This is a genomic window from Parasphingorhabdus halotolerans (genome assembly GCF_012516475.1).
In the GTDB taxonomy this organism is placed as follows: Bacteria; Pseudomonadota; Alphaproteobacteria; order Sphingomonadales; family Sphingomonadaceae; genus Parasphingorhabdus; species Parasphingorhabdus halotolerans.
Map to the genome: position 1 here is coordinate 965019 of NZ_CP051217.1, position 25531 is coordinate 990549.

The following is a 25531-nucleotide window of genomic DNA, read 5'->3' on the forward strand; positions in this document are numbered from 1 at the left end:
TATAAAAAATGGGATGACGGCCAGTGCGACCGCCATCCCGCAGGTGTTCTCAGGGTTAACCAATGGTCGGAGCGGTCGCGCAATCATTGGCATAGAGCCCGCAAGTCCAGCCCTGGAAACGGGTGTCGTTCGCGTCTCGTACTGCGCCAATGTAATTCACATTTTCAAAGAAGCTATTCACGCCACTTACCGCAAATGGGGTCACTCCGCTTTCGTTAGCTCCGTTCAGGAATGGGAACGCGGCTGCGACATTGGCGAGCGATGATGTGCCGTTTGCCGTGTTATTCGTTCCGGCGTTGAACAAAGTCTGTATTTGAGCAACAGTAATGTTTCCATCATCCACAAATGCGGTCGGACAACTCATGAATACCGACTGGAACACGGGAGGCCCGTTCTCGTCAGGACCAGCGCCCGCTGCTTGAACGGTGGTAGCACTATCGATGTCAACACATGCCCGCCATTCCGGCTTGTGAACACACTGTTATAAAAAGCATAGTCACCGCCACCACGGAGCAGGATCACGTGATCGCCGCCATTGGAAACGAAAGTAACGTTGGCCAATTTGTGATCTTGGCGCGGTTCGGCATCTTCGTCGCCGTTAGAATCCGCTTCCATCACATGGTCGCCGCCATTGGCACGTTGCACGGCCAAAACGAACTGGTTGTGCCCCTTGTAGCCGGAGTCTGAATCCACCGAGTCATCATCGATCCCGGTCATGACAAGGTTCTTGCCGTTCACGCGGCCACCAAACCATTCGACACCATCATCAGAGCTATTGTGCACCTGAACATTCTGGAAGAACGTTCCACTGCCGACACCGGCCATAGTGATACCATTGAGCTCGTTGCCCGGAGAAACTTCAAAGCCGGGATAGCGGACCTGAACATAGGACATACGGCCACTCGAGTCCGCTGGCAATGTACCGCCATAGACGGCATTTGAGGGGCCTTCGACAATCGCCTCACAGTCGTTGCGCGTACCGCCGGGGTTGGATGCACCGCCGGTCGCACAATCAGAAATCGGTGCGCGTCCAAGGATAACAATTCCGCCCCATTGACCAATGCTATCCACGGTCGTTTGGCCAAGGATATTCTGACGTGAGGTAAAAACGATTGGCGCTGACGCCGTGCCTTCGGCAAAAATTTGTGATCCGCGATTTACCAGCAGGAAGTCGCCGCCAGAGGAACCAAAAATGGTCACGCCCGGCTCTATGGTCAGAATACCGGTTGTCCCTCCATCTACACCGACTTCCACACCGCCGGACAGGGAGTAAACTGTGTTTGCAGTGTTAGGACGCTTTGGCAGTACCAGATTGCCCTGAACGATACCTGATACCTGACAATTTCGTGCCTGTTCTCCGTTACCGGTGGTGATAACGCCAACATTTGCCGTACCGGTTGGACAATCGGTAGCGGGAGTGCCCGCAGTGGGCGTTGGGGTAGGTGTCGGCGTTGGTGCAGGTGCCGGGGCTGGAGTAGGCAGCACGACGATATTGCCTTCGCCAGGTGAGGCTACGCTATCGGCACCGCAGCCAGCGACGACAAGCGCCGCAGCACTTACAAATAGGACGGACTGGAATGCTTTTTTATTCATGGAAATCGTCTCCGCAGAACTGGTTTGAAACATAATGCTCAAACGATGCGGTCCCGATTCGGCTTAACCCCATCGCCTTCGGGAGTAGCCAATAGGCAGGTAAAAAGACTCGTCAGTGCGGTTTTAATGACTAATCAGAGACAGAAATATTTCAGGAATATTGCAGCCAGCTTTCGGGAGCGCCGAGCGCTGCCATCTCTCATGCTGGACCGCACTATATACAATTTGATAAGGCAAAAAAACGGCCGGATAATCGACCGCCTTTTCAGGAATCTAGCGCGTTTGCTTAACGTGCAGCAAGCGTATTGTTTATTTTGTGCAGCGCCAATTTAGCGGCTTCACGTGAATTGATCACAGTGCCATCGGCAAGAATCAAATCAAAACTACGATTGCTATTTATCGCCGCCATGAACATCTTTGCCGCATCGCCTGTACGTCCAATACGAAGATAGGCTTGTCCCAGATTGATAAACCGCGCCGGGTCATTGGCACTCACACCATCAGCAGCCTCCAATTGCGCAAGCGCAGTCTGATTGTCACCAGCAACCAGCGCATCATAACCCAGTGAACCTTTCGCGTAACCAATTTCACCTTCGGGCGCTTCCGCAAGAGTAGGTGTGGTTGCGATTAGCAAACCTGTCGCAAATCCAAGCATTTTTGCCATTTTCATTGCATCATCTCCTGTTGATATGAAGATATATTACACTTTTGTGACTCAAAATGCAACAAAACTGTAATATAACGCCCACAGCTTGGAGAGGCTAAAGGGAAAGTAGCTCACAGGGAAACTGCATCCTGCGTTTCAATCTGTTTGTTGCAACAACAATCAATCAAAAACTAATCAGTGTCGTCTGAGAGGCTAGTGTCGGTATTTTCGGTGAATTGTTTGTAAGCAGACGTCCGTTTCCCACCCGATTCTTTTGAAAAACTCGCCTGATGAGCGGTTTGATGTTGCTTCTGGTATCGAGACGAGCGGGATATGATCTGGTTATCAGGCGGGGATCGGGATTGTTTTGGCGAGTTTGCGGAGATTCTGTGCTGTGGCGGCGAGGAGGAACTCGTCTTTTGCGCCATTTGGTTCCCGGAGACGAAGGCGGTCCAGCTTTAATATTCGTTTGAGATGGGCGAACAGCATTTCCACCTTCTTGCGCTGTCTTCGCGAGGTAACATAGGCATCGGTGGTGGCAATGGACCGTGGCATATCGCGGGCACCCTCATGGATGGAACGCATGATCTTGCGAACCGGAGCATTGGGGCAACATTGCGGTTTGAGCGGGCAGGCATCACAGTCCGTCTTGCGGGCACGGTAACGGATGAAGCCATCTTTGTCGGCATCGCTTCGCGGTATGGCAAAGTTGCGGTTCCGCCGTCTCAGTTCCTTGCCGCCCGGACAGGTATATCGGTCTTCCTCATCATCGAAGGTGAAGTCGGCCCGTTCAAAGGTGCCGTCGCGGCGACCGGACTTGTCGAACATTGGGATATGCGGCTCAATGCCTTTGTCCTCGACCAGCCAGGCGAGATTGGGTGCATCGCCATAACCGGCATCAGCTGCAAGCCGGTCAGGCCACAGGCCAAAGCGCTCCTGCGTCCGCTCGATCATCCCACGCTGTGCGGTTACTTCGGGCTGACGGATCGAGGTCGTCGCTTATACATCCATAATGACTGCATGATCCAGATCGATCAGATGTTTGGTCGAGTAAGCGAAGAAGGCCCGTTCGAGGCTCGCTGCGGTCCATTGCGCTGCTGGATCGGTGGGGGCCAGCTGCTTGGGCCCAGCCGCGTGACATTTCTTGATGACAAGCAACGGCAGCTGTTTTGAAATTTGGGATAGCCAAATGCGCTAAGTTCTTATCGCGCTCTTTTATCGGATCATCACCCGCACGGGCTGCCTTACGCAACAAGGCGGCTTTGTCGCGTGCTTCCGCCAATGACAAATCCGTTATCGATCCCAATCCATATCACGACGCCTGCCATCCACTTGAACGCGTAACATCCAAGAGCGAGCACCTGTTTCTTTAACTAGCAGATACAATCCCCGACTATCGCCATGACGACCTGCTTTTGCATTCTTAGCTGATAATACCGTTAACTTGCCCATCACGGGCTCCCACATTCGTTCCCACGTTTTATTCGGGTTTAGGGAAACCTCAAGGGACAAGGGTGGATTGAAATCGTTACAATTCCTTCATAATCAGGGATATTTTGGAACAACGTGAAACCAGCGTAGACACTAGTTATACTTCTCACGGGGGACCCAGCTTTATATATATTTATCAATATTTTAAATAGTATAGATGGTGATAGTCGGTTGATCGTAAGTCGTCCCATCTACAACAGCTTTGCAGATCAACGCGGCAAAGCGCTTTCGCCCATTAAGTACAGGTCCACGGCCCGCGCGCATTGGCGGCCTTCCCGGATGGCCCACACGACCAGGCTTTGGCCACGGCGCATATCTCCGCAAGCGAATATACCGCTCTTGCTCGTCGCATAGGTCACAACATTGGCCGCGACATTGCCGCGATCGTCTAGTGCGACTTCCGATTGATCGACCAATCCCATTTTTCGCGGACCCAAAAAGCCCATCGCCAGGAAGATAAGATCGGCTTTCAATGTGAATTCGCTGCCTTCGATTTCCTGCATCTGGCCATCTATCCATTCGATGCGGACGCATTCCAAGCCTTCAACATTGCCGTTAGTTCCGACAACGCGTTTGGTCAGGATGGACCAGTCGCGCTCGCAACCTTCCTCGTGGCTGGATGATGTGCGCATCTTCATCGGCCAATCGGGCCATGACATGGCTTTATTTTCGTGCACCGGTGGTTTCGGCATAATCTCAATCTGGGTAACCGAAGCCGCGCCTTGACGGTTAGACGTGCCGACACAATCCGAACCTGTATCGCCGCCGCCGATGACAATTACATGCTTGCCAGTCGCGGTGATGGTTCCGCGCGGCGCAGCGCGCAGCTCGTCATCCCCCGCATTGCGCTTGTTCTGCTGGGTCAGAAATTCCATCGCCAGGCGAACCCCGGACATTTCAAATCCTGGAATATCAAGCGCACGCGGTTTTTCCGCGCCACCAGACATAACCACTGCATCAAAGTTTTCCTGGAGGGAATCGACAGAAACAGTAACACCAACCTCGGCGCTAGTGCGAAATTCAACTCCTTCTGCTTCCATCTGCACCAACCGTCGGTTGATCAGATGTTTTTCCATTTTAAAATCGGGAATGCCGTAGCGGAGCAATCCGCCCATGCGGTCGTTTTTCTCGAACAAGGTCACACTATGTCCGGCACGCGCCAATTGCTGTGCGCAGGCCATGCCAGCCGGGCCGGAACCGACGACTGCAACCGATTTGCCGGTTTTCTTTTCCGGTGGCTGCGGGGTAATCCAGCCCTCTTCCCATCCGCGATCAACGATAGCGCATTCGATCGACTTGATCGTGACGGGCGCATCATCAATATTGAGCGTACAACTCGCTTCGCAGGGCGCCGGGCAAATACGGCCCGTAAATTCCGGGAAGTTATTGGTGGAATGGAGCACTTCCAGCGCCGTTTTCCAATCTCCCTCATAAACCAGATTATTCCAGTCGGGGATGATGTTGTTTACCGGACAACCATTGTGACAATAGGGAATGCCGCAGTCCATGCAGCGCGCGGCCTGTTCCTTCAGTTCAGGCTCGGCGAGCGGAACGATGAATTCCTTATAGTGCGTTAGCCGTTCCTCGGGATCAGCATAGCTCGCCTCTTTGCGATCAATCTCGAGAAACCCGGTTACTTTGCCCACGATCTAACTCCAATATCTTCGATTATTCAGCAGCTACAATGGCGTCGAGGCGCTCGGCTTCCAGCTGTTTTAACGCCGCGGCATAATCCCGTGGCATGACCTTTACGAATTTGCCCGGCGCATTTTCCCAGTCATCCAGAAGAGCCCGCGCCCGTTTGCTGCCGGTGTAAAGATGATGTCGCTCGAGCAATATCCGCAACCGGGCTTCGCTGTGATAGAGCATGTCACCCATGCCAAAATCACGCACATCAACCGTCCGTTGCTGCGGTGGCACTGTGCACTCCACATCGGGATGATCGGCTTCAATAGCTTCCACGTCAACCATCGCCATGTTGCAACGCTGGCGGAACAGGCCATCTTCATCATAGACATAAGCCACGCCGCCCGACATGCCAGCGGCAAAATTGCGTCCGGTTTTACCCAGCACGACAACGACACCGCCGGTCATATATTCGCAGCCGTGATCGCCAGTGCCCTCAACAACCGTAACGGCCCCTGAATTGCGCACCGCAAACCGCTCGCCAGCAACACCGTTGAAATAGGCCTCGCCTGCAATTGCGCCATAAAGAACCGTGTTACCGACTATGATATTCTCAGTCGGATCACGCTGCACATGGCTCGGTTGCTTGACGATAACGCGACCACCTGAGAGCCCCTTGCCAACATAATCATTGGCATCGCCAATAAGCTCTGCCGTAATGCCATGCGCCAGAAACGCACCAAAGCTCTGACCGGCAACACCGCTAAAAAACAGCTGGATCGTGTTATTGGGCAGGCCTTCGTGACCATAACGTTTGGCCACTTCGCCTGACAGCATCGCGCCAACGGTCCGGTTGACGTTTTTCACATCCCGCTCAATCCTGACGGTTTCGCCACGGTCAAGAGCGGCTGATGCAGCAGCGATTAAATCCTGATCGAGTGCCGCTTCCAGACCATGATCTTGCGTGATCGTCTGGTGCAACGGCTCGCCTTCAGCCAATTCAACCGAGTGCAGCAACCGCGACAGATCAATGCCTTCCGCCTTCCAATGGCTGAGCGCCTTGTTCATATTGATCCGGTCTACGCGCCCGACCATTTCTTCAATCGTACGGAAGCCCATTTCCGCCATGATCTGGCGCAGTTCTTCCGCGACAAAGAAGAAATAGTTGATCACATGCTCCGGCTGGCCGGTAAACCGCTTGCGCAGTTCGGGGTTTTGAGTGGCAACACCGACCGGGCACGTATTAAGATGGCATTTGCGCATCATGATACAGCCAGCCGCGATCAACGGCGCCGTTGCAAAACCAAATTCGTCAGCGCCCAGCAGCGCGCCAATGGCGACATCGCGACCTGTGCGCAGTCCACCGTCAACTTGCACCGCGATACGCGAACGCAGGCCGTTTAACAGCAGCGTCTGTTGCGTTTCAGCAAGACCAATCTCCCAGGGAGAACCGGCATGGGTTAGAGAGGTTAGCGGCGAAGCACCTGTGCCGCCGTCATAGCCCGAAATCGTCAAATGATCAGCCCGTGCTTTCGAAACACCGGCTGCAACCGTTCCAACGCCCACTTCGGAGACCAGCTTCACCGAGATCCGCGCGCCTGTATTGACGTTTTTCAGATCGTGGATCAGTTGGGCCAAGTCCTCAATCGAATAAATATCATGATGCGGCGGTGGTGAAATCAGCCCGACACCTGGCGTTGAATGGCGCACTTTGCCGATATTCTTGTCCACCTTCGGGCCAGGAAGCTGCCCGCCTTCTCCCGGTTTTGCGCCCTGCGCCATTTTAATCTGGATATCGTCGGCATTGACCAGATATTCTGCAGTCACGCCAAAGCGGCCACTGGCGACTTGCTTGATTGCCGAGCGCATGGAATCACCATTGTCCATCGGAATAAAGCGATCCGGTTCTTCGCCACCTTCACCGGTGTTCGATTTTCCGCCGATACGGTTCATCGCAATCGCCAGCGTGGTGTGTGCTTCGCGGCTGATAGAACCGAAACTCATCGCCCCTGTGGCAAAACGTTTTACAATCTCGCTGGCCGGCTCAACTTCACTGATGTCGAGCGGTGTATCCGCCTTGGTCAATTCCATCAGACCTCTGATGGTCAGAAGGCGCTCGCTTTGTGCGTTGATCGATTGCGCAAACTCTTCGTAATTCTTAGCATCATTGCCGCGCACCGCATGCTGCAAGTTTGCAACATTGGCTGGCGTCCAGGCATGTTCTTCGCCGCGCAGCCGGAATCCATAGATGCCGCCAACATCGAGCATATTCCTGTAGATCGGGTTGTTTCCATAAGCCTCGGTGTGGCGATATACTGTTTCTCCGGCAACTTCTGCCAGACCAACGCCTTCGATTGTCGTTGCGGTTCCGGTGAAATATTTGTCGACAAATGCGCTCGACAGACCAACTGCGTCAAAAATCTGCGCACCGCAATAGCTCTGATAGGTCGAAATGCCCATTTTTGACATGACCTTTAAAATGCCTTTGCCAACCGCCTTGATATAGTTTTTCTCGACCTCTTGCGTGGTCAGTGGCAGCTCACGGCGGATGCGAATTTCTTCCAGGGTCTCAAACGCGACATAGGGATTGATCGCCTCCGCGCCATAGCCAGCAAGAGCGCAGAAATGGTGGACTTCACGCGCTTCGCCGGTCTCCACAACCAGCCCGGTCTGCATACGCAACCCTTGGCGCACGAGATGATGGTGGACCGCCGCAGTTGCCAGCAGGGCAGGCATCGCGATGCGATCCGGACCCTGTGTGCGATCAGAAAGGATAAGAATATTCCGATCGTCAAGCACAGCCTCGGTCGCGGCCCAGCACATTTCCTTGATCGCCATTTCCAGACCAGCGGCGCCGCTGGCAGCATCCCAGGTCATATCAATGGTTTCCGTGCGAAACGCGCCATCCAGCGCCTCTTCGACCGAGCGAATTTTCAGCAGATCGGAATTGGTCAACACTGGCTGATCAACCTCAAGCCGTCTGTGGGTGCCTGCATCACGGCCGAGCAAATTCGGGCGCGGACCAATCATCGAGACCAACGACATCACCAGTTCCTCGCGGATCGGATCAATCGGCGGGTTAGTGACTTGCGCAAAATTTTGTTTGAAATAATCATACAACAAACGCGACTTGCCCGAGAGCACCGCAATTGGCGTATCCGTCCCCATCGAACCAATCGGGTCTTCGCCCTTGGCTGCCATTGGCTCAAGGAACTTGCTTACGTCTTCCTGAGTATAACCAAAAGCCTGCTGCCTATCGAGCAGCGCTGCGGGGCTTTCTTCACCGCGCATATCTGGCGCTGCAACATCATCCAGGTCGTCGAGGTCGAGGTCTTTCAAATTATACTGGGTCGCCTCCAGCCAATCCGCATATGGCTGCGCCTTTGCCAGGTATGCCTTTATCTCCTCATCTTCAATGATGCGGCCCTGTTCCATATCAATCAGCAACATTTTGCCGGGCTGCAGACGCCATTTGCGGACAATATTATCTTCTTTGACAGGCAGCACACCCGATTCAGACGCCATGATCACATGGCCATCATCCGTCACGCAAAAGCGCGCCGGGCGCAGACCGTTACGATCTAGCGTAGCGCCAACCTGACGCCCGTCAGTGAACGCCACTGCAGCCGGGCCATCCCAAGGCTCCATCAGCGCGGCATGATATTCGTAGAAAGCCCGGCGGTCGGCATCCATCATTGGATCACCAGCCCAGGCTTCCGGGATCAGCATCATCACGGCGTGGGCGAGCGAATAGCCGCCAGCGACCAGCAGTTCTAGCGCGTTGTCGAGGCACGCGGTATCCGATTGGCCGTGCGGGATTAGTGGCCACATTTTATCAAGATCGGCTCCGAGCAATTCGGATTCCATTGTCCTCCGGCGCGCATTCATCCAGTTTACGTTACCGCGTACCGTGTTGATTTCGCCATTATGCGCAATGAAACGATATGGGTGCGCCAATTTCCAAGACGGGAAGGTATTGGTCGAAAAACGCTGGTGAACCATCGCTAAAGCAGAGGTCGTCAGCGGATTTTCGAGATCCCGATAAAAACTGCCGACCTGGTTGGCGAGCAATAGCCCTTTGTAAACAATCGTGCGGGTCGAAAAAGATGCCATGTAAAACTCTGAAAGGCCGGGCATGCCCAGCTTTTCGGCATGATCCTCGAGCGGATTGTGGACTTGCTTGCGCAAAGCCAGAATTTTGCGTTCAAAAGCGTCCTGATCGGCAATCGATTCGCCTTTGCCGATGATTGCCTGGCGAATCAGTGGCATTTGATCGAGCACGGCTTTGCCGAGACCGGCTGTATTGATCGGCACATCGCGCCAGCCCACCAGAACCTGTCCTTCTTTGGCAATGAAACGCTCAAAATGGGATGTCGCAAATTCGCATTCCGCGACGTCGGATGGCATGAAGCACATTGCGACGGCATAGTCGCCTGCCGGTGGCAGTGCATACCCCTCTGAATCCGCCCAATCCCGCAGCAAAGCATCGGGAATCTGCAACAATATCCCCGCGCCATCCCCCAAAAGAGGGTCTGCGCCGACCGCGCCGCGATGATCAATATTGATCAAAATCTCCAAACCGCGTTTGACGGTCAGATGGGATTTTTCACCCTTGATATTCGCAACAAACCCAACGCCGCATGCATCATGCTCGTTGTTTGAATCGTACAGGCCTTGCTTAGGCGGAAAGTTCATTCACCGTCCCTATTTCTTTTTGAAACTTTTGTAATTTATCGGCATGCTAGAGGTTATTTTACGCAATTTAAAGATGTGAAACGCGCAATTGCGAAAATGAATCTTGCACCGGCTCCAAGCCTAGCTTTCATGCGTAGCTGCATTTCGCAGCAAATGACAAGGCAAAAACCACTCCAAAACAAAGGCAGCGGATGGGATCCCGCTAAAGACTGGGGTTACGTTTCACTCTCAACATTCTTGTCATATTTCATTTCGAGATAGCGCCCGCGGATCTCTAGATTATCCAGATCACCTTTGGCGATTTGCTGCGTAACGCCGGAAATCTCTTTCTCGATCAACTGCAAACCGCTGAGCAACTGCTCATCCGGACTTTTGCCACCATTTTCGCCTTTGGTTCGCATCGATGCAGGGATCGACCGATAGCCGGAAATAAGCTCAGGCAAATGCTCACCGACCAGTTTGCGTACTTCATAAGCCGCTGGTTCTTTGTCGTTGAGTTTTTGCAGCTGCGGGGAGAGCATATCTAGCTGTGTGCCAATATCCTGGACAATTTTCGCGGCGGGCGGCGGAAGCATATGGCGCTGGTTTTCCAGCCAGATTTCGGTTTTGCCTGCCAGGGTTTTAAGATCCGATTGCACCAAAGTTTCCGGCGTCGGGATTTTCATCTTCGGGAATTTCATCGAGGCCCAAATGCCGCCACCGATAAGGCCAGCGGAAATCATCACTCCCCAAAAGCCGATACCGCTCAATATGCCGCCAACAATACTGGCCCCCACCAGCACCCCGACCGTCCAGAGCGCAGCGCGGCCAAGCTTCTTGTAGAAATGGCCTTTCTTCAATCCCTTGGACCGCTCACCAATCGACTCCGCATATTTATAGCTGCGGAGATAATTCCGGGCGTTATCATAGACCTGTTGGTTGCTTTCAGACACGGATATCTAGTCCTCCAGCGCCGTGAGCGGGTTATCGGCTGGGGCTTCGAGCGCCGCCTTCGCCTGCCCTTCCGAGCGTGCGATATAGCCTTTGGATTTCTCGATCTCGCTCGACAAGGAATTGACGGTGGTCTTCATATTTTCCAGCGCCTTGAGATTGAATGTGTCGATATTATCCATCGTGTCATAGACATTCTGGAATGCACGTTGCAGCGTTTCGAGCGGAATGGTCGAAGACGCCGCTTGTTCGTGGATCAATCCGGTCTGATTTTTGAGCATCTCGCCAGTGCTATCGATAATACCTGCAGTGGTCGTGTTCAGAGCCGTAATTTGATCGAGCACCAAACGCTGGTTGGTCAGCGCCTGTGCGACAGTCACACCGGTGCGCAGCGCGCCTACGGTAGTAGTGCTGGCGCGGTCTACGCCCTTGACCAGTTCGACATTATTCTTCTTCACCAGATCAAGCGCCAGATAGCCCTGTACCGTCACCGCCATCTGGGTCATCAAATCCTGGGTGCGCTGGCGTACATAAAACAGCGCGCTTTCGCGGATCGCTCTTGCTTTGGAAGGGTCGCTCGCGTCGAGCTCTGCTGCCTTGTCTTCTAGCCGCTGGTCCATGACTTGCGAGACATGGATCATCTGCTCAAGCCGGCCCATTGCCGCCCACAGGTTTTTGCGCTCCACATCAATCGCTGCATTGTCCATCAGCAGCTCGTCTTTGCCCGACCGCAAACGATCCAAAATGGACGAGATATGGCCTTGCGCGCTGACATAACCATCAAAATAATTGCGCAGCTTGTTGCCAAACGGAATAATGCCGAACAGCTTTTTCTTGGTCGTCAGATTGCCACGTTTGCCGGGGTCAAGGTCTTCCACAGTGCGGCGCAGTTCGGATAAATCAGCGCCAATACCGCTCTCACCGTCCATCGAACGGATCGGCCGATCAAGAAAACGATTGGATTGTCCAGCAGCCTCGGTAATTTCCTTGCGGCCCATATTGGTGATCTGGTCCACCTTCTTGCCAAATTCCGGGCTATTCTCATCCTGCGCGATCAAGTCTGCAATGAAGCTATCGACCTTCTCCTCAAGCTTGGATTTCACCTCGTCACCAACCGGGACGAGACCAACGGATTTTTCCGGAGCAACCGCCACAACCGGATCTGGTGGCGTCAGTTTTAACTCTTCGGTCGCGGTAATTGTTTCTGTCGCCATTGGGTTCAAGCCTCCATATCGCTGTTTAAACTACAGCATCTTGCTCCATAAATGGATGCAAATGCTCCATTTTTCAAGCGTTACCGCTACTGTATTGCAAAAATAATACAGTAGAGCGCAAAAAAGCCGGTAATGTGCGCCGTTGGTCCAGCACTCAGTCTTTAAGCGCTAATGCAACTGATGGCGCTACTTTAGCGACGATCACGTCGATCCCCGCCGCATTGGGATGGATACCATCGGGCAGAATCAAATCCGGCCGTGCCACCACACCATCCATGAAAAACGGATAGAGATCAGCACCATATTTTTTTGCGAGTGCTGGGTAGATGACATTAAACTTATCGCTAAAATCTTTGCCGAGATTAGGTGGCGCGAGCATGCCGGTCAGCAGCACCGGAATATCGCGGTCTTTGAGCTTTTTGACCATCGCATCCATATTTGCCCGGGTCTCTTCAGGCTTTAATCCGCGCAGCAAATCGTTGCCGCCCAGTCCAAGAATGGCGAGATCCGGTTTTCGTGGCAGGCTGTCCAGAACGAAATCCATCCGCCGCAGTCCGGCGGCAGTGGTATCGCCCGAAACACCAGCATTATGGACTTTCACATCTTGCCCGGCATCATTCAACGCTTTTTGCAAATCGGGGACAAAGCCCTCGTCAGGCGCAAGGCCATATCCCGCATAAAGACTATCGCCGAAAGCCAATATCAGGGTCTTGGCCTCTTTTGCCGGTTCGCTTTTCGCGGTTTGCTCACTTTGCTTTGGCGCGGTCTGCGTTTCCGTTGCTGGTCCGCAGGCAATCAGAAGTTGAAGAATGGCAATACAAAACCCATATGCGGATAACGTCTTCAACATTGGATAACTTCTCCCATCATGCCCCCACAAACCGCCGCAACCCGCGACGCCGCAAAAACTGAAACTAGCTCTACACCCCATATTGCTATTCAAGCACAAAATGTCACCCTCTCTTTGGGCGAAGGCGATGCGCGCGTCGATATATTGGGTGGTATCGATCTGTCGATAACGACCGGCACCACCGTGGCATTGCTGGGTCCATCGGGTTCGGGCAAATCTTCGCTGATGGCGATTTTATCGGGCCTCGAACGCGCCACCGGCGGGACGGTGAATATCGCGGGTGCCGATTTCGGCGCGATGAACGAGGACGAACTGGCGGTCGCGCGGCGCGGGCGCGTTGGCATTGTGCTACAGGCTTTTCATTTGCTGCCGACGATGACCGCGCTGGAAAATGTGGCCGTGCCGCTTGAACTCGATGGTCAAAAAGATCCGTTTGCTATTGCAGCAAAGGAATTGGCAGCGGTTGGCCTAGGTGATCGACTGGGCCATTATCCTATGCAATTATCCGGCGGTGAACAGCAACGCGTGGCTATCGCCCGAGCTATGGCGTCGCGGCCGTCGATTATTTTTGCCGACGAGCCAACCGGTAATCTCGACCAGACGACCGGCGAGAAAATCATTGCACTTTTGTTTGAACGCCAAATGGCCACGCAGGCGACATTGCTGATTATCACCCATGACCCCGAACTTGCAAAACGGTGCGACCGGATCGTTTCGCTTCGTGACGGGATGATTGAAACGGATAGCGGCGCGTAATGAGCTTTGAGCAGATAACACCGTTCACGATGAGCCGGTCGAAGAGTTTTATCGACAGGACGCCTCGACAAACTCAGCATGAGCGGGTTTTATGACGTCCAGTCTCTCCAAAGCATGGACCATCGCACGCCGCGACCTTCGCGGACGTTTTGTCGGCTTGCGGCTGCTGATCGTGTGCCTATTTTTGGGCGTCGCCACACTCGCGGCGATCGGCAGCTTGACCAGCGCAATCACCGAAGAACTCGCCAATCGCGGACAATCGATATTGGGTGGCGATCTGGAAATATCGGTAGCGCAGCGCGAGGCAACCCCTGCCGAAATCGCATCCCTGGAAGCGACCGGCGAACTATCCGAAACATTGCGCATGCAGGCGATGGCACGCTTGCCCGACGGCAGTGATACGCAATTGGTCGAGCTGAAGGGCGTCGATACCGCCTATCCGCTCTATGGTAAATTTACGCTGGCTGATGGCAGCGCTGCCCCCAAGCTTGATGCCACGGACATATTAATCACCCCGGCGCTAGTCCAGCGGCTCTCGATCAAAACCGGCGATGCAATAGAATTTGGCGAAGCAAGCTTCACGGTCAAAGGCATCATTGGTGATGAACCTGACCGGCTCAGTGAAGGGCTGTCTCTCGGGCCGGTCGCGATCACCTCGGTCGAGGGCCTGCGCGCCACAAAGTTGATCCAGCCGGGCAGTCTCTTCGAGAGCAAATATCGCCTGAAACTGCCGCCGACTGCCAATCCGGAAGAGCTTGGCGACAAGCTGGAAGCAGAATATAAAAACGCTGCATGGGAGGTTAAAACCCGTGACAATGGCGCACCGAGTACAAGGCGGTTTATCGAACGCATGGGGCAGTTTCTGACTCTGGTCGGGCTCGCCTCCCTCGTCATTGCAGGCATAGGCGTGGGCAATGGTGTGGCCTCATATTTGCGCGGCAAACAAGGCGCAATTGCGACTTTGAAAATCCTCGGCGCGGATAGCGCGATGATATTCCGGATCTATATGCTGCAGATATTTGCGGTCGCGATGATCGCCATCGTCACGGGCTTGATAGTCGGAGCATTTGTGCCGCTATTCATCATTCAGATTGCGGGCGATGTGTTGCCGATCAAGCCCGAATTTGCGCTCTATCCACTCCCATTGCTGGTTAGCGCAGCCTACGGATTTTTGATCGCGACCATCTTCGCCCTGCCTCCTCTCTCAAAAGCGAAACTGATACCGGCTGCGGGATTATTCCGCGGCGATGCCCGCGGCTGGCGACGCATTGACCGCTCAACTTTAATTGCCGTGGCCGTGGCCAGTCTCTCCATTGTTGGGCTGGCGCTTGGCAGCACCAGAGAACCGACCTTCTCCTTCTTCTTCATCCTCTCCGCGCTGGGCATATTGTTGTTGCTCAGCCTGCTCGGCATTTTGATCCGCTGGCTTGCGAGCAAAGCACCGCGCCCGAAGCAACCTTTGCTTCGTCTGGCCCTTACCAACCTCCACAGGCCGGGAGCGCAGACTGGTCAGCTTGTGGTGGCGCTTGGTCTGGGCCTGACGTTATTTGCGACACTAGCGGCGATCCAGACAAGCCTGACCAACGAAATCCGCCTGAGCATTCCGCAGGAAGCCCCCAATTTCTTCGTCCTCGACATTCCCGTCGAACGCTCGGATGAATTTCGCGCCAGTGTCACCGCCAAAGCCCCTGAAGCCGAGGTTAATATCGTCCCGACCCTGCGCGGCATCATCACCGAATATGGCGGGCAAGTGGTGTCCGAGCTTGACGAAATCCCTGAAGGCGCATGGGTGCTGCGCGGAGATCGCGGACTAACCTACAGCGCGGACATTCCGGAAGGCAGCGAGATAGTTTCGGGCGAATGGTGGGCGCCTGACTATGATGGCCCGCCGCTGGTATCGGTTGATGCCGAACAAGCCGGCGCGCTCGGCCTGAAAGTGGGCGACAGCCTGACCGTCAGCTTGCTGGGTGTCGAGATTAAAACCACTGTGGCATCACTGCGCAAAGTCAATTGGCGAAATTTCGGGTTTAACTATGTGCTGGTCTTCCCGCCCAATGTACTCGCGAACACCCCTCATAACGTCGCTGCGACAATCCAGTTGAACGGCCCCGAAGAAGAGGGATTGCTGAATAACCTACCCTCGGATTTCCCATCCATTTCGATGGTGAAGGTCAAGGAAATTGCCTCGCAAATCGGCACGATCCTCAATCAGATGGCAACAGCCATTGCCTCCGCCGCCTCCATCGCTATTTTCTCCGGAATCGCGGTGCTGATCGGGGCAGTTGCAGCGTCCCGCCAGTCACGTATTTACGACAGCGTGATCCTCAAACTGCTTGGCGCGACCCGGCGACAAATATTGTCAGCACAGGCGATTGAATATTCCGCCTTGGCGCTAATCCTGTCTGTCGTCGCATTGGGACTGGGTCTGCTTGCCGGTTGGTTTGTTATCACGCAGATTTTCGAGTTTACATGGCAGCCGGATTGGGGCGTGGTCTTGGTGACGCTCGCGATCGGCGCGATTGTGACTTTGGGTATCGGATTACTGGGTTCTATCCCGATATTATCGGCCAAACCTGCGCGGGCTTTGAGAGAACTCTAACGCCGGTAAAGCTTCAATCCCTCGCCAAAATAATCGCCAGAGGCGCAGATAGTGTCAAGCTGGAGAGATGATAGAACAGCAGGGGTATCATCAAAAACCCGGCTGTCTCGGCAGGGAACAGAATTGCGGCCAACGGCGCACCGACTGCGACACTTTTCTGAGCGCCACCGAATAACAGCGTCTTGCGGTCATCTCGCGGAAAGCCGAGCATCCCGCCGAGCAACCAAGCACCGCCAAAAGCCAACACCAACATGGCCACGATAGCAACGCCAACCAGCATGAATTGATCGCTGGGCACACTATGCCAAACACCCGCCACCACCGCGCCAGAGAAGGCAACATAGACCGCAAGACTAATCGCCAGCCGATCCGCCCAACCCGTCAGGTCCTTGTTGCGCAGAACCCAGGGCCGCGCCCAACGCTGGATGACTTGCCCGATCACAAACGGGATAAACAGCATGGTGATGATTTTAATAAACGAACCTGCCGTAATAATAATCCCTACCGAACTGGCAAATAAAGCAAACAACACTGGTGACAGAACGATTGAAGACAGATTCACCGTTGCTGCCGCAACCACTGATGCGCCGACATTGCCGCGCGCAATGGCCGTGTAGCTCGCGGCCGATTGCACCGTCGAGGGCAGGCAGCCCAGATAAAGAAAACCGATGGCGATCATTGGCATCACATGATTATCAAGCAGCACGGACAAGCCGTAGCCAATCGCCAGCATCGCTCCGAAGACAAAACCAAAGATCGTACCCTGTAATTTCCAGTTTCGGAATCCCGCCACTACCTCGTGCCGTTCGAGCCGGATGCCGTGCAGCAGGAATATCCAGAAGACCGCGACGGCAACGGCCATATTAGCAATCCCAACAGCAGCACCACTGACCGGCAATAGTGTCGCCAGCAGCACCGCCCCGCCAAGCAACCAGATAAATTTATCAGACAGGACTAACCGAAACATTTCCATGGCTGCCCCTAACCGAAAATTCGAACGATGCGAACATGGAATTGCGGCGCCGCTTTCTAATGTTGCAGTGCAGCACCAAACAGGCTAAGGGCGCGGCAACATAAGGCAGGGCGAGACGCCCCCTTCCCTCTCTAATACGGCAGAATATACTATGTCCCAACGCAATATCGCGATCATTGCCCACGTTGACCACGGCAAAACCACGCTGGTTGACCAGCTTTTCCGCCAATCCGGTACTTTCCGCGATAATGAACGCGTTGAAGAGCGCGCTATGGATTCGAATGATCTGGAAAAAGAACGGGGCATTACGATTCTGGCGAAATGCACCAGTGTCGAGTGGAAAGGCACGCGCATCAATATTGTCGATACGCCGGGCCACGCCGACTTTGGCGGCGAGGTTGAGCGTATCCTTTCGATGGTCGACGGGGTTATCCTGCTCGTCGACAGCGCCGAAGGGGCGATGCCGCAGACGAAATTTGTTACCGGTAAGGCGCTCGCTTTAGGCCTCAAGCCAATTGTCGTTGTGAACAAAATCGATCGCCCCGATGGTCGCGCCGAAGAAGTGCTCGACGAGGTGTTCGACCTTTTTGTCAATCTTGATGCCAATGATGAGCAGTTAGATTTCCCCTCGATGTTTGCCAGTGGCCGCAATGGCTATGCCGGACCAACACCCGACGTCCGCGAAGGCGATTTATCTCCCCTGTTCGACAAAATTATCGAGCATGTGCCTGAGCCAGATGTGGATCCCGACGCGGAGTTCAAGTTTCTCGTCACGCTGCTCGATCGTGACAATTTCGTTGGCCGTATTTTGACCGGCAAGGTCGAGAGCGGCAAGATCGATATCAACATGCCGATTCACGCCATTGATATGGACGGTGAAATTGTCGAAGCAGGCCGCGCAACCAAGATCATGGCGTTTAATGGCCTTGAACGGGTGCCGGTGGAAAGCGCCAAGGCGGGCGACATTATTTCACTGGCCGGGCTCACCAAGGCCACTGTTTCTAATACGATTTGCGATATCTCGGTACGCGAGCCGATCGCAGCGCAACCGATTGATCCGCCAACATTGTCGATGCGCTTTGCCGTGAACGACAGTCCGGTGGCGGGCCGTGAAGGTGACAAGGTCACCAGCCGTGTCATCCGTGATCGCCTGAAGCGAGAAGCGGAATCGAATGTCGCGATCAAAGTTACTGAAAGCGAAGACCGGGACAGCTTTGAAGTTGCTGGTCGCGGCGAATTGCAGCTTGGCGTGCTCATTGAAACGATGCGCCGTGAAGGCTTTGAACTTGGCATTTCACGTCCCCGCGTTCTCTACCGCGAAGAAGATGGCAAGCGTCAGGAGCCTTATGAAACCGTAGTAATCGATGTGGATGATGAATATTCCAGCACAGTTGTCTCCAAAATGCAGCGCCGCAAGGCAGAGCTGACCGAGCAGCGCCCATCCGGCGCAGGCAAGACGCGCCTCACCTTCAGTGCACCATCGCGCGGTCTGATTGGCTATCACGGCGAATTCCTGTCCGACACACGCGGTACCGGCTTGATGAACCGTCTGTTCGAGAAATATGACGACTATAAAGGGGTTATCGAAGGCCGCCCGGTTGGTGTGCTTGTTTCCAACGGAACGGGCGCGACCGCCGCTTATGCGCTCAACATGCTGGAAGAACGCGGCGTATTGTTTATTGGCGCGCAGACACCGGTTTATGAAGGCATGATCATTGGCGAAAATGCCAAGCCCGGCGATCTGGATGTCAATCCGATGAAGTCAAAAGCGCTGACCAACTTCCGCGTGTCTGGCAAGGAAGACGCGATCCGTCTGACCACACCCAAGGTTATGACACTGGAACAGGCGATCGCCTATATCGACAATGATGAACTGGTCGAAGTCACGCCAAAGAACATTCGTCTGCGCAAGCGCTATCTTGATCCCAATGACCGGAAGAAAGCATCGCGGCGGGCGGAGGCGGCCTAAGTCTGCCGACAAACTATTCAATCGACTTAAATTAGGATAGACGACTGCTTATGCGTCTATCTGGCCCCTTACTCGCGCTTTCAATCCTGCTTTCCGGGTGTGCGAGCGAAACGGCTGAACCTGATCCCGCGTCATGCAAGAACAACACGCTGGCCGTTCAAATCCTCGGCTCGGGCGGCCCTATCGCCGATGACCACCGTGCGGGCGCGAGTAATCTTGTCTGGATTGATGGCAAAGCACGCGTACTGATTGACGCGGGGCCGGGGAGCTTTGTCCGCTTCGGCGAAGCAGGGGCGAAGTTTGAAGACCTCGCCGTTATCCTGTTAACCCACTTTCATGGCGATCATGTCGGCGGCCTGCCCGGGTTGTTGAACGCCGGCAGTTTTTCAAAACGCGACAAGCCTGTGATGATCGCTGGTCCCGAGGGATCAGATGCGTTTCCTTCCGCATCCGAACTCTTGGAAGCCTTTGTCGGCAAAAATGGCGCGTTGCGTTATCTATCGCCCTATCTGGACGGAAGTGCCGACTTACCAAAAATCACGTCGCTCAATATTGGCGTTGATGGTGAAAATAGGAAGGCAGTGATGCGCAACGACGGACTTGAGATAGATGCTATTCCGGTAAAGCACCTTGAAGTGCCAGCTCTCGCCTTTGTTATAAAAAATCGCGGAAAGCGGATTGTGTTTTCCGGTGACCAGAGTTTCTTGAGTGAAGGGTTTGAACAAGCCACTCGCAATAGCAAACCCGACATCATGGTCATGCACAACGCAATTTCCATGGCGGACGGCCAGCCTCGCGGACTACATCGGGACGGCCGGTCCATCGGAGAAGCCACGCAAATGGCCGGTGCGCAAAAACTGGTTTTATCTCATCACATGCGGCGGGCTCTGGACGATAAAGAGGCTGTCGTTGCGGCGATCCGCGAAAATTACGCGGGACCGATAGAATTTGCCGATGATCTGTCCTGCTTCCCGGTGCTAGAATAATCCATCGCTTGCTTCCAAAGCATTTATGCATACACTCAAATTGCCAAACAATAGTTGGAGGGGATAAGTTATGGAATGGATGTTGATGCCTTTGCGACGTTATGCTGAGTTTAGCGGACGATCCCAGCGCAAAGAATATTGGATGTTTGTGTTGTTTCAGGTCATCGTGTTTATCGCGCTCGGCCTTCTGGCAGTAATGTTTGGAGGTTTCGGTGATCCCACTACGGGCGAAGAGATTTCGGCCGGAGCGATGGTCTTTATCGTGATATTGGGGTTATTTGCGCTCGCGATGTTCATCCCAAATCTCGCGGTCCAGGTCCGCAGACTTCATGATACAGATAAAAGTGGCTGGTGGATTTTGATCGGCCTCATCCCGATTGTCAATTATATTGGCAGCATTGTATTGCTCGTCTTCTTTTGCCTGGAAGGAACCAAGGGTGATAACAAATTCGGAACCGACCCTAAAATGAATGAGAATGTCGGCGAAGTGTTTCGATAGGCCGGAATTCATTTGAAAGCCTTGATTTTCGAACAGGCTGTGGCAAAGCGCTGCTAACAAGATGGAGCCCATTCAAGTCATGACCGAAGACCAGCAACCCGACCAGACAAACAGCGCCGCTTCCGGCCCGGATATTCCGCCCGATCATCTTTCTGTCCATCCGCACAGCCCGCATTATGGCGGCGAGATGCTATCTCGGGGCATCGGCATTAATTTCAAAGGCCAGCGCAAGCATAGCATAGAGGAATATTGCATTTCCGAGGGCTGGGTGAAAGTTCAGGCTGGCAAGACAATGGACCGCAAAGGCAACCCGCTGCTGATCAAGCTCAACGGCGAAGTGGAGGCGTGGTTTGAGGATCTGGGTGATGATGCGCCCAAGAACAGCAAAAACGCCTAGAGAGCATAGAGACTGCCATGACACCCCAGCGCATCCAGTTTTTCATTGCGCTGGTATTCTTTGTTCTGGGCGGCTGGGCGACCTTTTTTCCGCAGCATGTAATCGACACTGTCTTTTTGCCCGAATATCGGGAAGGTGGCCGGATATTGCCATTCGCCATTGCCTGTTTTGGCGCGCAAGCCTTGCTGTCCGGGCTCTTTGCGGCCTTCGCCCGATTCACGGCGACCACTTTTCTGGTTTACGGTCTCGCGTTACTGCCCTTTTTCGGGTTCAATTATTATTTCACCTTTCACGATCCCGTTTTCACCAGCATGGGTCTGATTGACGCTTTGGGTAACATCATCATGCTCGCACTCTGTTACGTTGGCTGGCATAAACTGAAACAAATGGAAGAGGATGACGCATGAATTTCAAGGACAAGGTTGTTTGGATTACCGGTGCCTCTTCGGGCATCGGTGAAGCGCTGGCTAAGGCTTTTGCCGAACAAGGCGCGCATATCATCCTGTCCGGTCGCCGGATTAAAGCGTTGGAGGCTGTCGCGGCAGGCATAGCCACAGATACGATGCTTCTGCCCTTTGAGACAACCGACTATGATGTTCTACCCGCCAAGATTGACAAAGCCCGCCAATGGAAAGGGCGCATTGATATATTGGTCAATAACGCCGGGATCAGCCAGCGCAGTCTGGCGATAGATACCCATCCCGATGTCCATCACAAGATTATCAATGTTGATCTACTCGCGCCGATTTGGCTGACGCAGCTTTTATTGCCCCATATGGTTGAGGCAGGCGGCGGGCATATTGTCGGGATCAGCTCGGTTGCTGGTCGCATTGGCGCACCACTGCGCACCGCTTATAGCGCAGCGAAGCACGGCCTTATTGGATATATGGATGCCCTGCGCGCAGAGACCGAATTGCTGCATAATATTCACGTTACCAATATTTTACCCGGATCAATCAAGACCGATGTGTCGCGGAATGCCCTGACCAAGGAAGGCGAGCGCCGGGGCAAATCAGATGCGGTGATTGAAAACGGATTGGCGCCAGAGGAATGCGCGCGCCAGATATTGGAGGCCGTTGCCAACAACGTGCCCGAGTTGATTATCGCCGAAGGTCCCGAATTGATGATGGCGCAGCTGCGGCAAAGCGATCCGGAGCAATTATTTGCCATGCTCGCACAATTCGGAGCGCAGACTGCAGAAAAATATGAAGCCGGAGATGATGACTAGTGGCGCTGGTACTGCTTCAAAAAGCCGAGGGCGTCGCGACAATCACAATGAACCGCCCAGAGGCCATGAACGCACTGTCCTTTGCCCTGCGGGATGAATTTTGTGGGGCTTGCGACGATGTTGCAGCAGACCATAGCATCCACGCGCTGATAGTGACCGGCGCTGGCGAGCGCGCCTTTACTGCGGGTCTGGACCTGAAGGAACTCGGCGAATCCGGACTTGGCCCTGCCAATGACCAGAGCCCGAAAAGCAATCCGATATTTGCGCTGGAGTCTTTGGATATTCCGGTCATCGGCGCGATTAATGGCGTCGCCATTACCGGTGGTTTTGAACTGGCCTTGGCCTGCGACATTCGCATTGCCTCGACCAATGCGCGGTTTGCCGATACTCACGCGCGGGTCGGGATAACGCCGGGATGGGGCCTTTCGCAAAAACTGTCGCGTTTTATCGGCCTGTCCCGTGCCTGCGAATTGAGCTTTACCGGACAGTTTCTGGATGCAAAATCCGCCTTTGACTGGGGATTGGTCAATCGGGTATATGCGCCCGATGAACTGATGCCCGCTGCGCTTGCGCTCGCTAAAGACATGACTACCATCGACCGCGAGTTTTTGAAGATCTACAAGTCGATGATCATGACCGGATATGGTATGAATTTTTCCGATGCTCTGGCCTATGAGCACAAAATATCCGCGCCTTATAACGCAAGGGTATCCATGGATGAAGTCGAGCAGCGACGGCTCGCAATTATCGAGCGTGGACGCAAGCTGAAAGGATAACGCCGTCATGAAAATCAATGCGCTCGATCATGTCAATATCATCACCGATGATCTGGAAGGCACATCGCGCTTTTTTGTGGACATTTTTGACCTCGACCTGCGCGATGGACCTGCACATTTATCCCCCGAACACGTAAAATGGCTCTATGACGACAATGACCGCGCGATTTTCCATATTAATGCAAAAGAGATGCAGCAGGCCTATCAACGCGAAACGCAGTCCGGGCCGACCACCGGTGCAATCCATCATGTTGCGCTCGACTGCAGCGATCATAAGGCTTTTATCCGGCGCCTTGAAGAACATGACATAGATTATCGCATGAACGACATTGCCTCGATCAAACTCAAGCAGATATTTTTCGCGGAAACCAACGGCGTATTGCTGGAGCTAAACTTTCGCGGCGAGTAGGAATTTCACGATCTGATCAATCGCCCGCCTCGCTTCCCGGATCGGCAGCAACATCCAAACGTGCTGCATCTTGTCATAAACCTGAAGATCTATCTGCGCGTCTACCACATCACCTTGCTGTTTCAGACGCATTGAATCGGAAAGCAGCACCTCGTCGCTTCCGGCAAAAACCAGCATTGGCGGAAGCCCGTCCACCCGTTCGAACAACGGACTGACCGGGAAAGATGCCGGGTCTTCGCCCTCGCGCGCCCACCATGATCCCATGCGGTGGATGCCTTCTACCGATACCAGGACATCGGTCTTTTCTAGGTCCAGCTGTTTCGGATCAGCAGCCGTCTGGTCCAGATAGGGACTGAGCAAGACCAGCTGACGCGGCAAGGACTTGCCCTTATTGCGCAGCATTTGTGCAAGACCCAGAGAAAATCCGCCACCTGCGCTATCGCCCATGACCACGATATTTTCGGCACGATGGCGCGCAGCCGCCTGATCAAAGGCTTCCATCACCATTGCATAGCTGGTGTCCCATTTATTCTCCGGTGATAACGGGTAGATGGGAACTGTGACACTGACGCCAGTTTTGCGGACCAGTTTCTTGATGAACCGCCAGTGCAGCGACACGATGTTGAAAGCATATCCACCGCCGTGGAGATAAAATAGATGGAGACTTGTGCCGCCGTCCTTCGGGTTTAACCGGTATAATGGCTGACCGTTGATTTCGGCCTGCTCGATATCACAATGTTTACGCAGCCAGCGCACCGGTTTTGCGTGCCCTCTGGCATGATCGCGTGCGAGAAATTTCTCTGCCAAACCGGGCCGCAGCAAACGGTTTTTCAACCCCGATATCCGGACGACGAAAAACAGCAATCGCGCGCGTAAACTTATCATTATATGCCCCCTGTGCCAACGCTCTAGGCATCAGCGGAAAAAACAATTGGTTCCTGCGTAGAGGCTCTCGACTTTGGCGTCCATTCCATCGCCAGTTAGAAAACCGCCGATAAAGCCTCCATCGGGCCGGGGAGCGTAAAATTCGATGCCAAGCGTGCTGTCTGGCTGCATTTCTATTGTCATAGCCTTTTCCAGCTCAGCGCGGGTTGAACCAATGCCGATGCCTTCTTCTGTCTTCAGTGTCGTAATCGTACCATCGAGGAACCATCCGACGATCTTATCATCCTGAAAATTTACTGAGAGGCCAGCAGATGACAATGTTACAAAGTCCATTGGTCCAGCGCCACATTCCTCATTCGCGTTTTGATCAACCGGGCCAAAGCGCTGCAACATTACAACGAGCTGTTCTTTATCGGCTCCATAAGAAAATGAATGGTCGCCACCTTGTGACAAGCCATTTGGCAACAATATAATCGGAGCCAATTGTATATCGGCCTCGGGCTGACTTGCAGCCTTGTTCTTTGTCTCGTCGCTTGATCCCGCACATCCCGTAAGCAAACCGACAGCGAGTACGAAGATGGTGGCAGTGTCGGAAAAACTCACCCCGGATTGCCTTCGATTTGCGGCACATCTGCATCGACCGTCACCCAGTCCTGCTTGCTGCCCGTCCAGAAATGAATGCCTGGTTTCAGGACACTGGTATCATCCAAAGTACCCGCCTTGATAAAGGTCACACCTTGCTGGGTTGGAAGCGTTGTTTTGACCGGTGAGCCACATGTGCCGCAAAAATGGCGGTGGACGACATTGCCGGTATCGGAGTGATCGTCATAGGTTGTCAGACCGCCTGTAATTTCAATCTGGTCATCACCCACCGCGAATAACACCGAATAGGAACTGCCCGCCTGCCGCTGGCAGTTTTTGCAATGGCATACGCCGCACATCTGCATGTCGCCTTCGATTTTATAACTTACCGCGCCGCAAAGGCACTGTCCTGTCATTGTCATGTATC

23 protein-coding genes and 1 pseudogene are annotated in these 25531 nt (G+C 53.8%); 10 read left to right on the forward strand and 14 right to left on the reverse strand.

The genetic code is table 11. From position 1 onward, the window contains the following. Positions 1-55 precede the first annotated feature (55 nt). The 10 genes and pseudogenes from HF685_RS16275 to HF685_RS04675 all read right to left on the reverse strand — a co-directional run bounded on the left by HF685_RS16275 (position 56) and on the right by HF685_RS04675 (position 13045). Positions 56-364, reverse strand: a complete 309-nt coding sequence (locus HF685_RS16275) for a hypothetical protein (protein ID WP_246218751.1) — start codon at positions 362-364, stop codon at positions 56-58. Next, positions 361-1593 carry a hypothetical protein gene (locus tag HF685_RS04640; protein WP_246218752.1) on the reverse strand — a complete coding sequence of 411 codons (1233 nt, stop codon included), beginning with the start codon at positions 1591-1593 and terminating at the stop codon, positions 361-363. The genes HF685_RS16275 and HF685_RS04640 overlap by 4 nt, the downstream gene beginning before the upstream one ends. Positions 1594-1879: 286 nt before the next feature. Next, on the reverse strand, positions 1880-2263 hold the full coding sequence (locus HF685_RS04645) for a hypothetical protein (RefSeq protein WP_168818495.1): 384 nt from the start codon (positions 2261-2263) through the stop codon (positions 1880-1882). Between the two features lie 321 nt (positions 2264-2584). Continuing rightward, positions 2585-3364 (reverse strand): annotated as a pseudogene (locus tag HF685_RS04650) (transposase); the annotation flags it as partial. A 168-nt stretch (positions 3365-3532) separates the two neighbouring features. Further along, a complete protein-coding gene (locus HF685_RS16695) occupies positions 3533-3706 on the reverse strand; it encodes an Arm DNA-binding domain-containing protein (RefSeq protein WP_425500175.1) in 174 nt (57 codons plus the stop codon). Between the two features lie 233 nt (positions 3707-3939). Then, complete coding sequence (locus tag HF685_RS04655; RefSeq protein ID WP_168818496.1) at positions 3940-5376, reverse strand: glutamate synthase subunit beta; 1437 nt, start codon at positions 5374-5376, stop codon at positions 3940-3942. 22 nt (positions 5377-5398) lie between these two features. Then, positions 5399-10051 (reverse strand): glutamate synthase large subunit, encoded by a 4653-nt coding sequence (gltB, locus tag HF685_RS04660; protein ID WP_168818497.1) that lies wholly within the window; start codon positions 10049-10051, stop codon positions 5399-5401. Positions 10052-10266: 215 nt separating this feature from the next. After that, positions 10267-10983, reverse strand: coding sequence for a hypothetical protein (locus HF685_RS04665; RefSeq protein ID WP_168818498.1), 717 nt, complete (start codon positions 10981-10983; stop codon positions 10267-10269). Positions 10984-10989: 6 nt separating this feature from the next. Further along, entirely contained in the window at positions 10990-12195 is a 1206-nt protein-coding gene (locus HF685_RS04670; protein ID WP_168818499.1) for a toxic anion resistance protein, read from the reverse strand. 154 nt (positions 12196-12349) lie between these two features. Beyond that, positions 12350-13045 carry an arylesterase gene (locus HF685_RS04675; RefSeq protein ID WP_168818500.1) on the reverse strand — a complete coding sequence of 232 codons (696 nt, stop codon included), beginning with the start codon at positions 13043-13045 and terminating at the stop codon, positions 12350-12352. A gap of 18 nt (positions 13046-13063) precedes the next feature. On the opposite strand from HF685_RS04675, the gene HF685_RS04680 reads away from it, so the two are divergent. Together HF685_RS04680 and HF685_RS04685 are read left to right on the forward strand one after the other, a co-directional pair. Next, positions 13064-13801 (forward strand): ABC transporter ATP-binding protein, encoded by a 738-nt coding sequence (locus HF685_RS04680; protein ID WP_168818501.1) that lies wholly within the window; start codon positions 13064-13066, stop codon positions 13799-13801. A 91-nt stretch (positions 13802-13892) separates the two neighbouring features. Continuing rightward, entirely contained in the window at positions 13893-16400 is a 2508-nt protein-coding gene (locus tag HF685_RS04685) for an ABC transporter permease (RefSeq protein ID WP_168818502.1), read from the forward strand. 13 nt (positions 16401-16413) lie between these two features. On the opposite strand, the gene HF685_RS04690 is transcribed toward HF685_RS04685, so the two are convergent. Continuing rightward, positions 16414-17373, reverse strand: a complete 960-nt coding sequence (locus HF685_RS04690) for a bile acid:sodium symporter family protein (RefSeq protein ID WP_246218753.1) — start codon at positions 17371-17373, stop codon at positions 16414-16416. Between the two features lie 151 nt (positions 17374-17524). Here HF685_RS04690 and typA point away from each other — a divergent pair, with 151 nt between their 5' ends. From typA to HF685_RS04730, 8 genes are all read left to right on the forward strand, one after another. Next, positions 17525-19342 carry a translational GTPase TypA gene (gene typA / locus HF685_RS04695; protein ID WP_168818503.1) on the forward strand — a complete coding sequence of 606 codons (1818 nt, stop codon included), beginning with the start codon at positions 17525-17527 and terminating at the stop codon, positions 19340-19342. Positions 19343-19392: 50 nt separating this feature from the next. Then, positions 19393-20328, forward strand: coding sequence for an MBL fold metallo-hydrolase (locus HF685_RS04700; RefSeq protein WP_168818504.1), 936 nt, complete (start codon positions 19393-19395; stop codon positions 20326-20328). A 70-nt stretch (positions 20329-20398) separates the two neighbouring features. Further along, positions 20399-20827 carry a DUF805 domain-containing protein gene (locus tag HF685_RS04705; protein WP_168818505.1) on the forward strand — a complete coding sequence of 143 codons (429 nt, stop codon included), beginning with the start codon at positions 20399-20401 and terminating at the stop codon, positions 20825-20827. 79 nt (positions 20828-20906) lie between these two features. Beyond that, complete coding sequence (locus HF685_RS04710; protein WP_168818506.1) at positions 20907-21224, forward strand: DUF3297 family protein; 318 nt, start codon at positions 20907-20909, stop codon at positions 21222-21224. Positions 21225-21241: 17 nt separating this feature from the next. Further along, a complete protein-coding gene (locus tag HF685_RS04715) occupies positions 21242-21631 on the forward strand; it encodes a hypothetical protein (protein WP_168818507.1) in 390 nt (129 codons plus the stop codon). Next, on the forward strand, positions 21628-22452 hold the full coding sequence (locus HF685_RS04720) for an SDR family NAD(P)-dependent oxidoreductase (RefSeq protein ID WP_168818508.1): 825 nt from the start codon (positions 21628-21630) through the stop codon (positions 22450-22452). Before HF685_RS04715 ends, HF685_RS04720 begins: the two co-directional genes overlap by 4 nt. Then, positions 22452-23228, forward strand: coding sequence for an enoyl-CoA hydratase (locus HF685_RS04725; RefSeq protein WP_211051351.1), 777 nt, complete (start codon positions 22452-22454; stop codon positions 23226-23228). The genes HF685_RS04720 and HF685_RS04725 overlap by 1 nt, the downstream gene beginning before the upstream one ends. A gap of 7 nt (positions 23229-23235) precedes the next feature. Beyond that, positions 23236-23637: a VOC family protein gene (locus HF685_RS04730; protein WP_168818509.1), complete on the forward strand. Its 402-nt coding sequence runs from the start codon at positions 23236-23238 to the stop codon at positions 23635-23637. Here the strand turns inward: HF685_RS04730 and HF685_RS04735 are convergent. From HF685_RS04735 to HF685_RS04745, 3 genes are read right to left on the reverse strand one after another with little or no spacing between them, the layout of a single operon-like run. Further along, positions 23617-24522, reverse strand: a complete 906-nt coding sequence (locus HF685_RS04735; protein WP_168818510.1) for an alpha/beta hydrolase — start codon at positions 24520-24522, stop codon at positions 23617-23619. The genes HF685_RS04730 and HF685_RS04735 overlap by 21 nt on opposite strands. A gap of 30 nt (positions 24523-24552) precedes the next feature. Then, complete coding sequence (locus tag HF685_RS04740) at positions 24553-25125, reverse strand: hypothetical protein (protein WP_168818511.1); 573 nt, start codon at positions 25123-25125, stop codon at positions 24553-24555. Beyond that, positions 25122-25526: a GFA family protein gene (locus HF685_RS04745; RefSeq protein ID WP_168818512.1), complete on the reverse strand. Its 405-nt coding sequence runs from the start codon at positions 25524-25526 to the stop codon at positions 25122-25124. The genes HF685_RS04740 and HF685_RS04745 overlap by 4 nt, the downstream gene beginning before the upstream one ends. Positions 25527-25531: the final 5 nt, after the last annotated feature.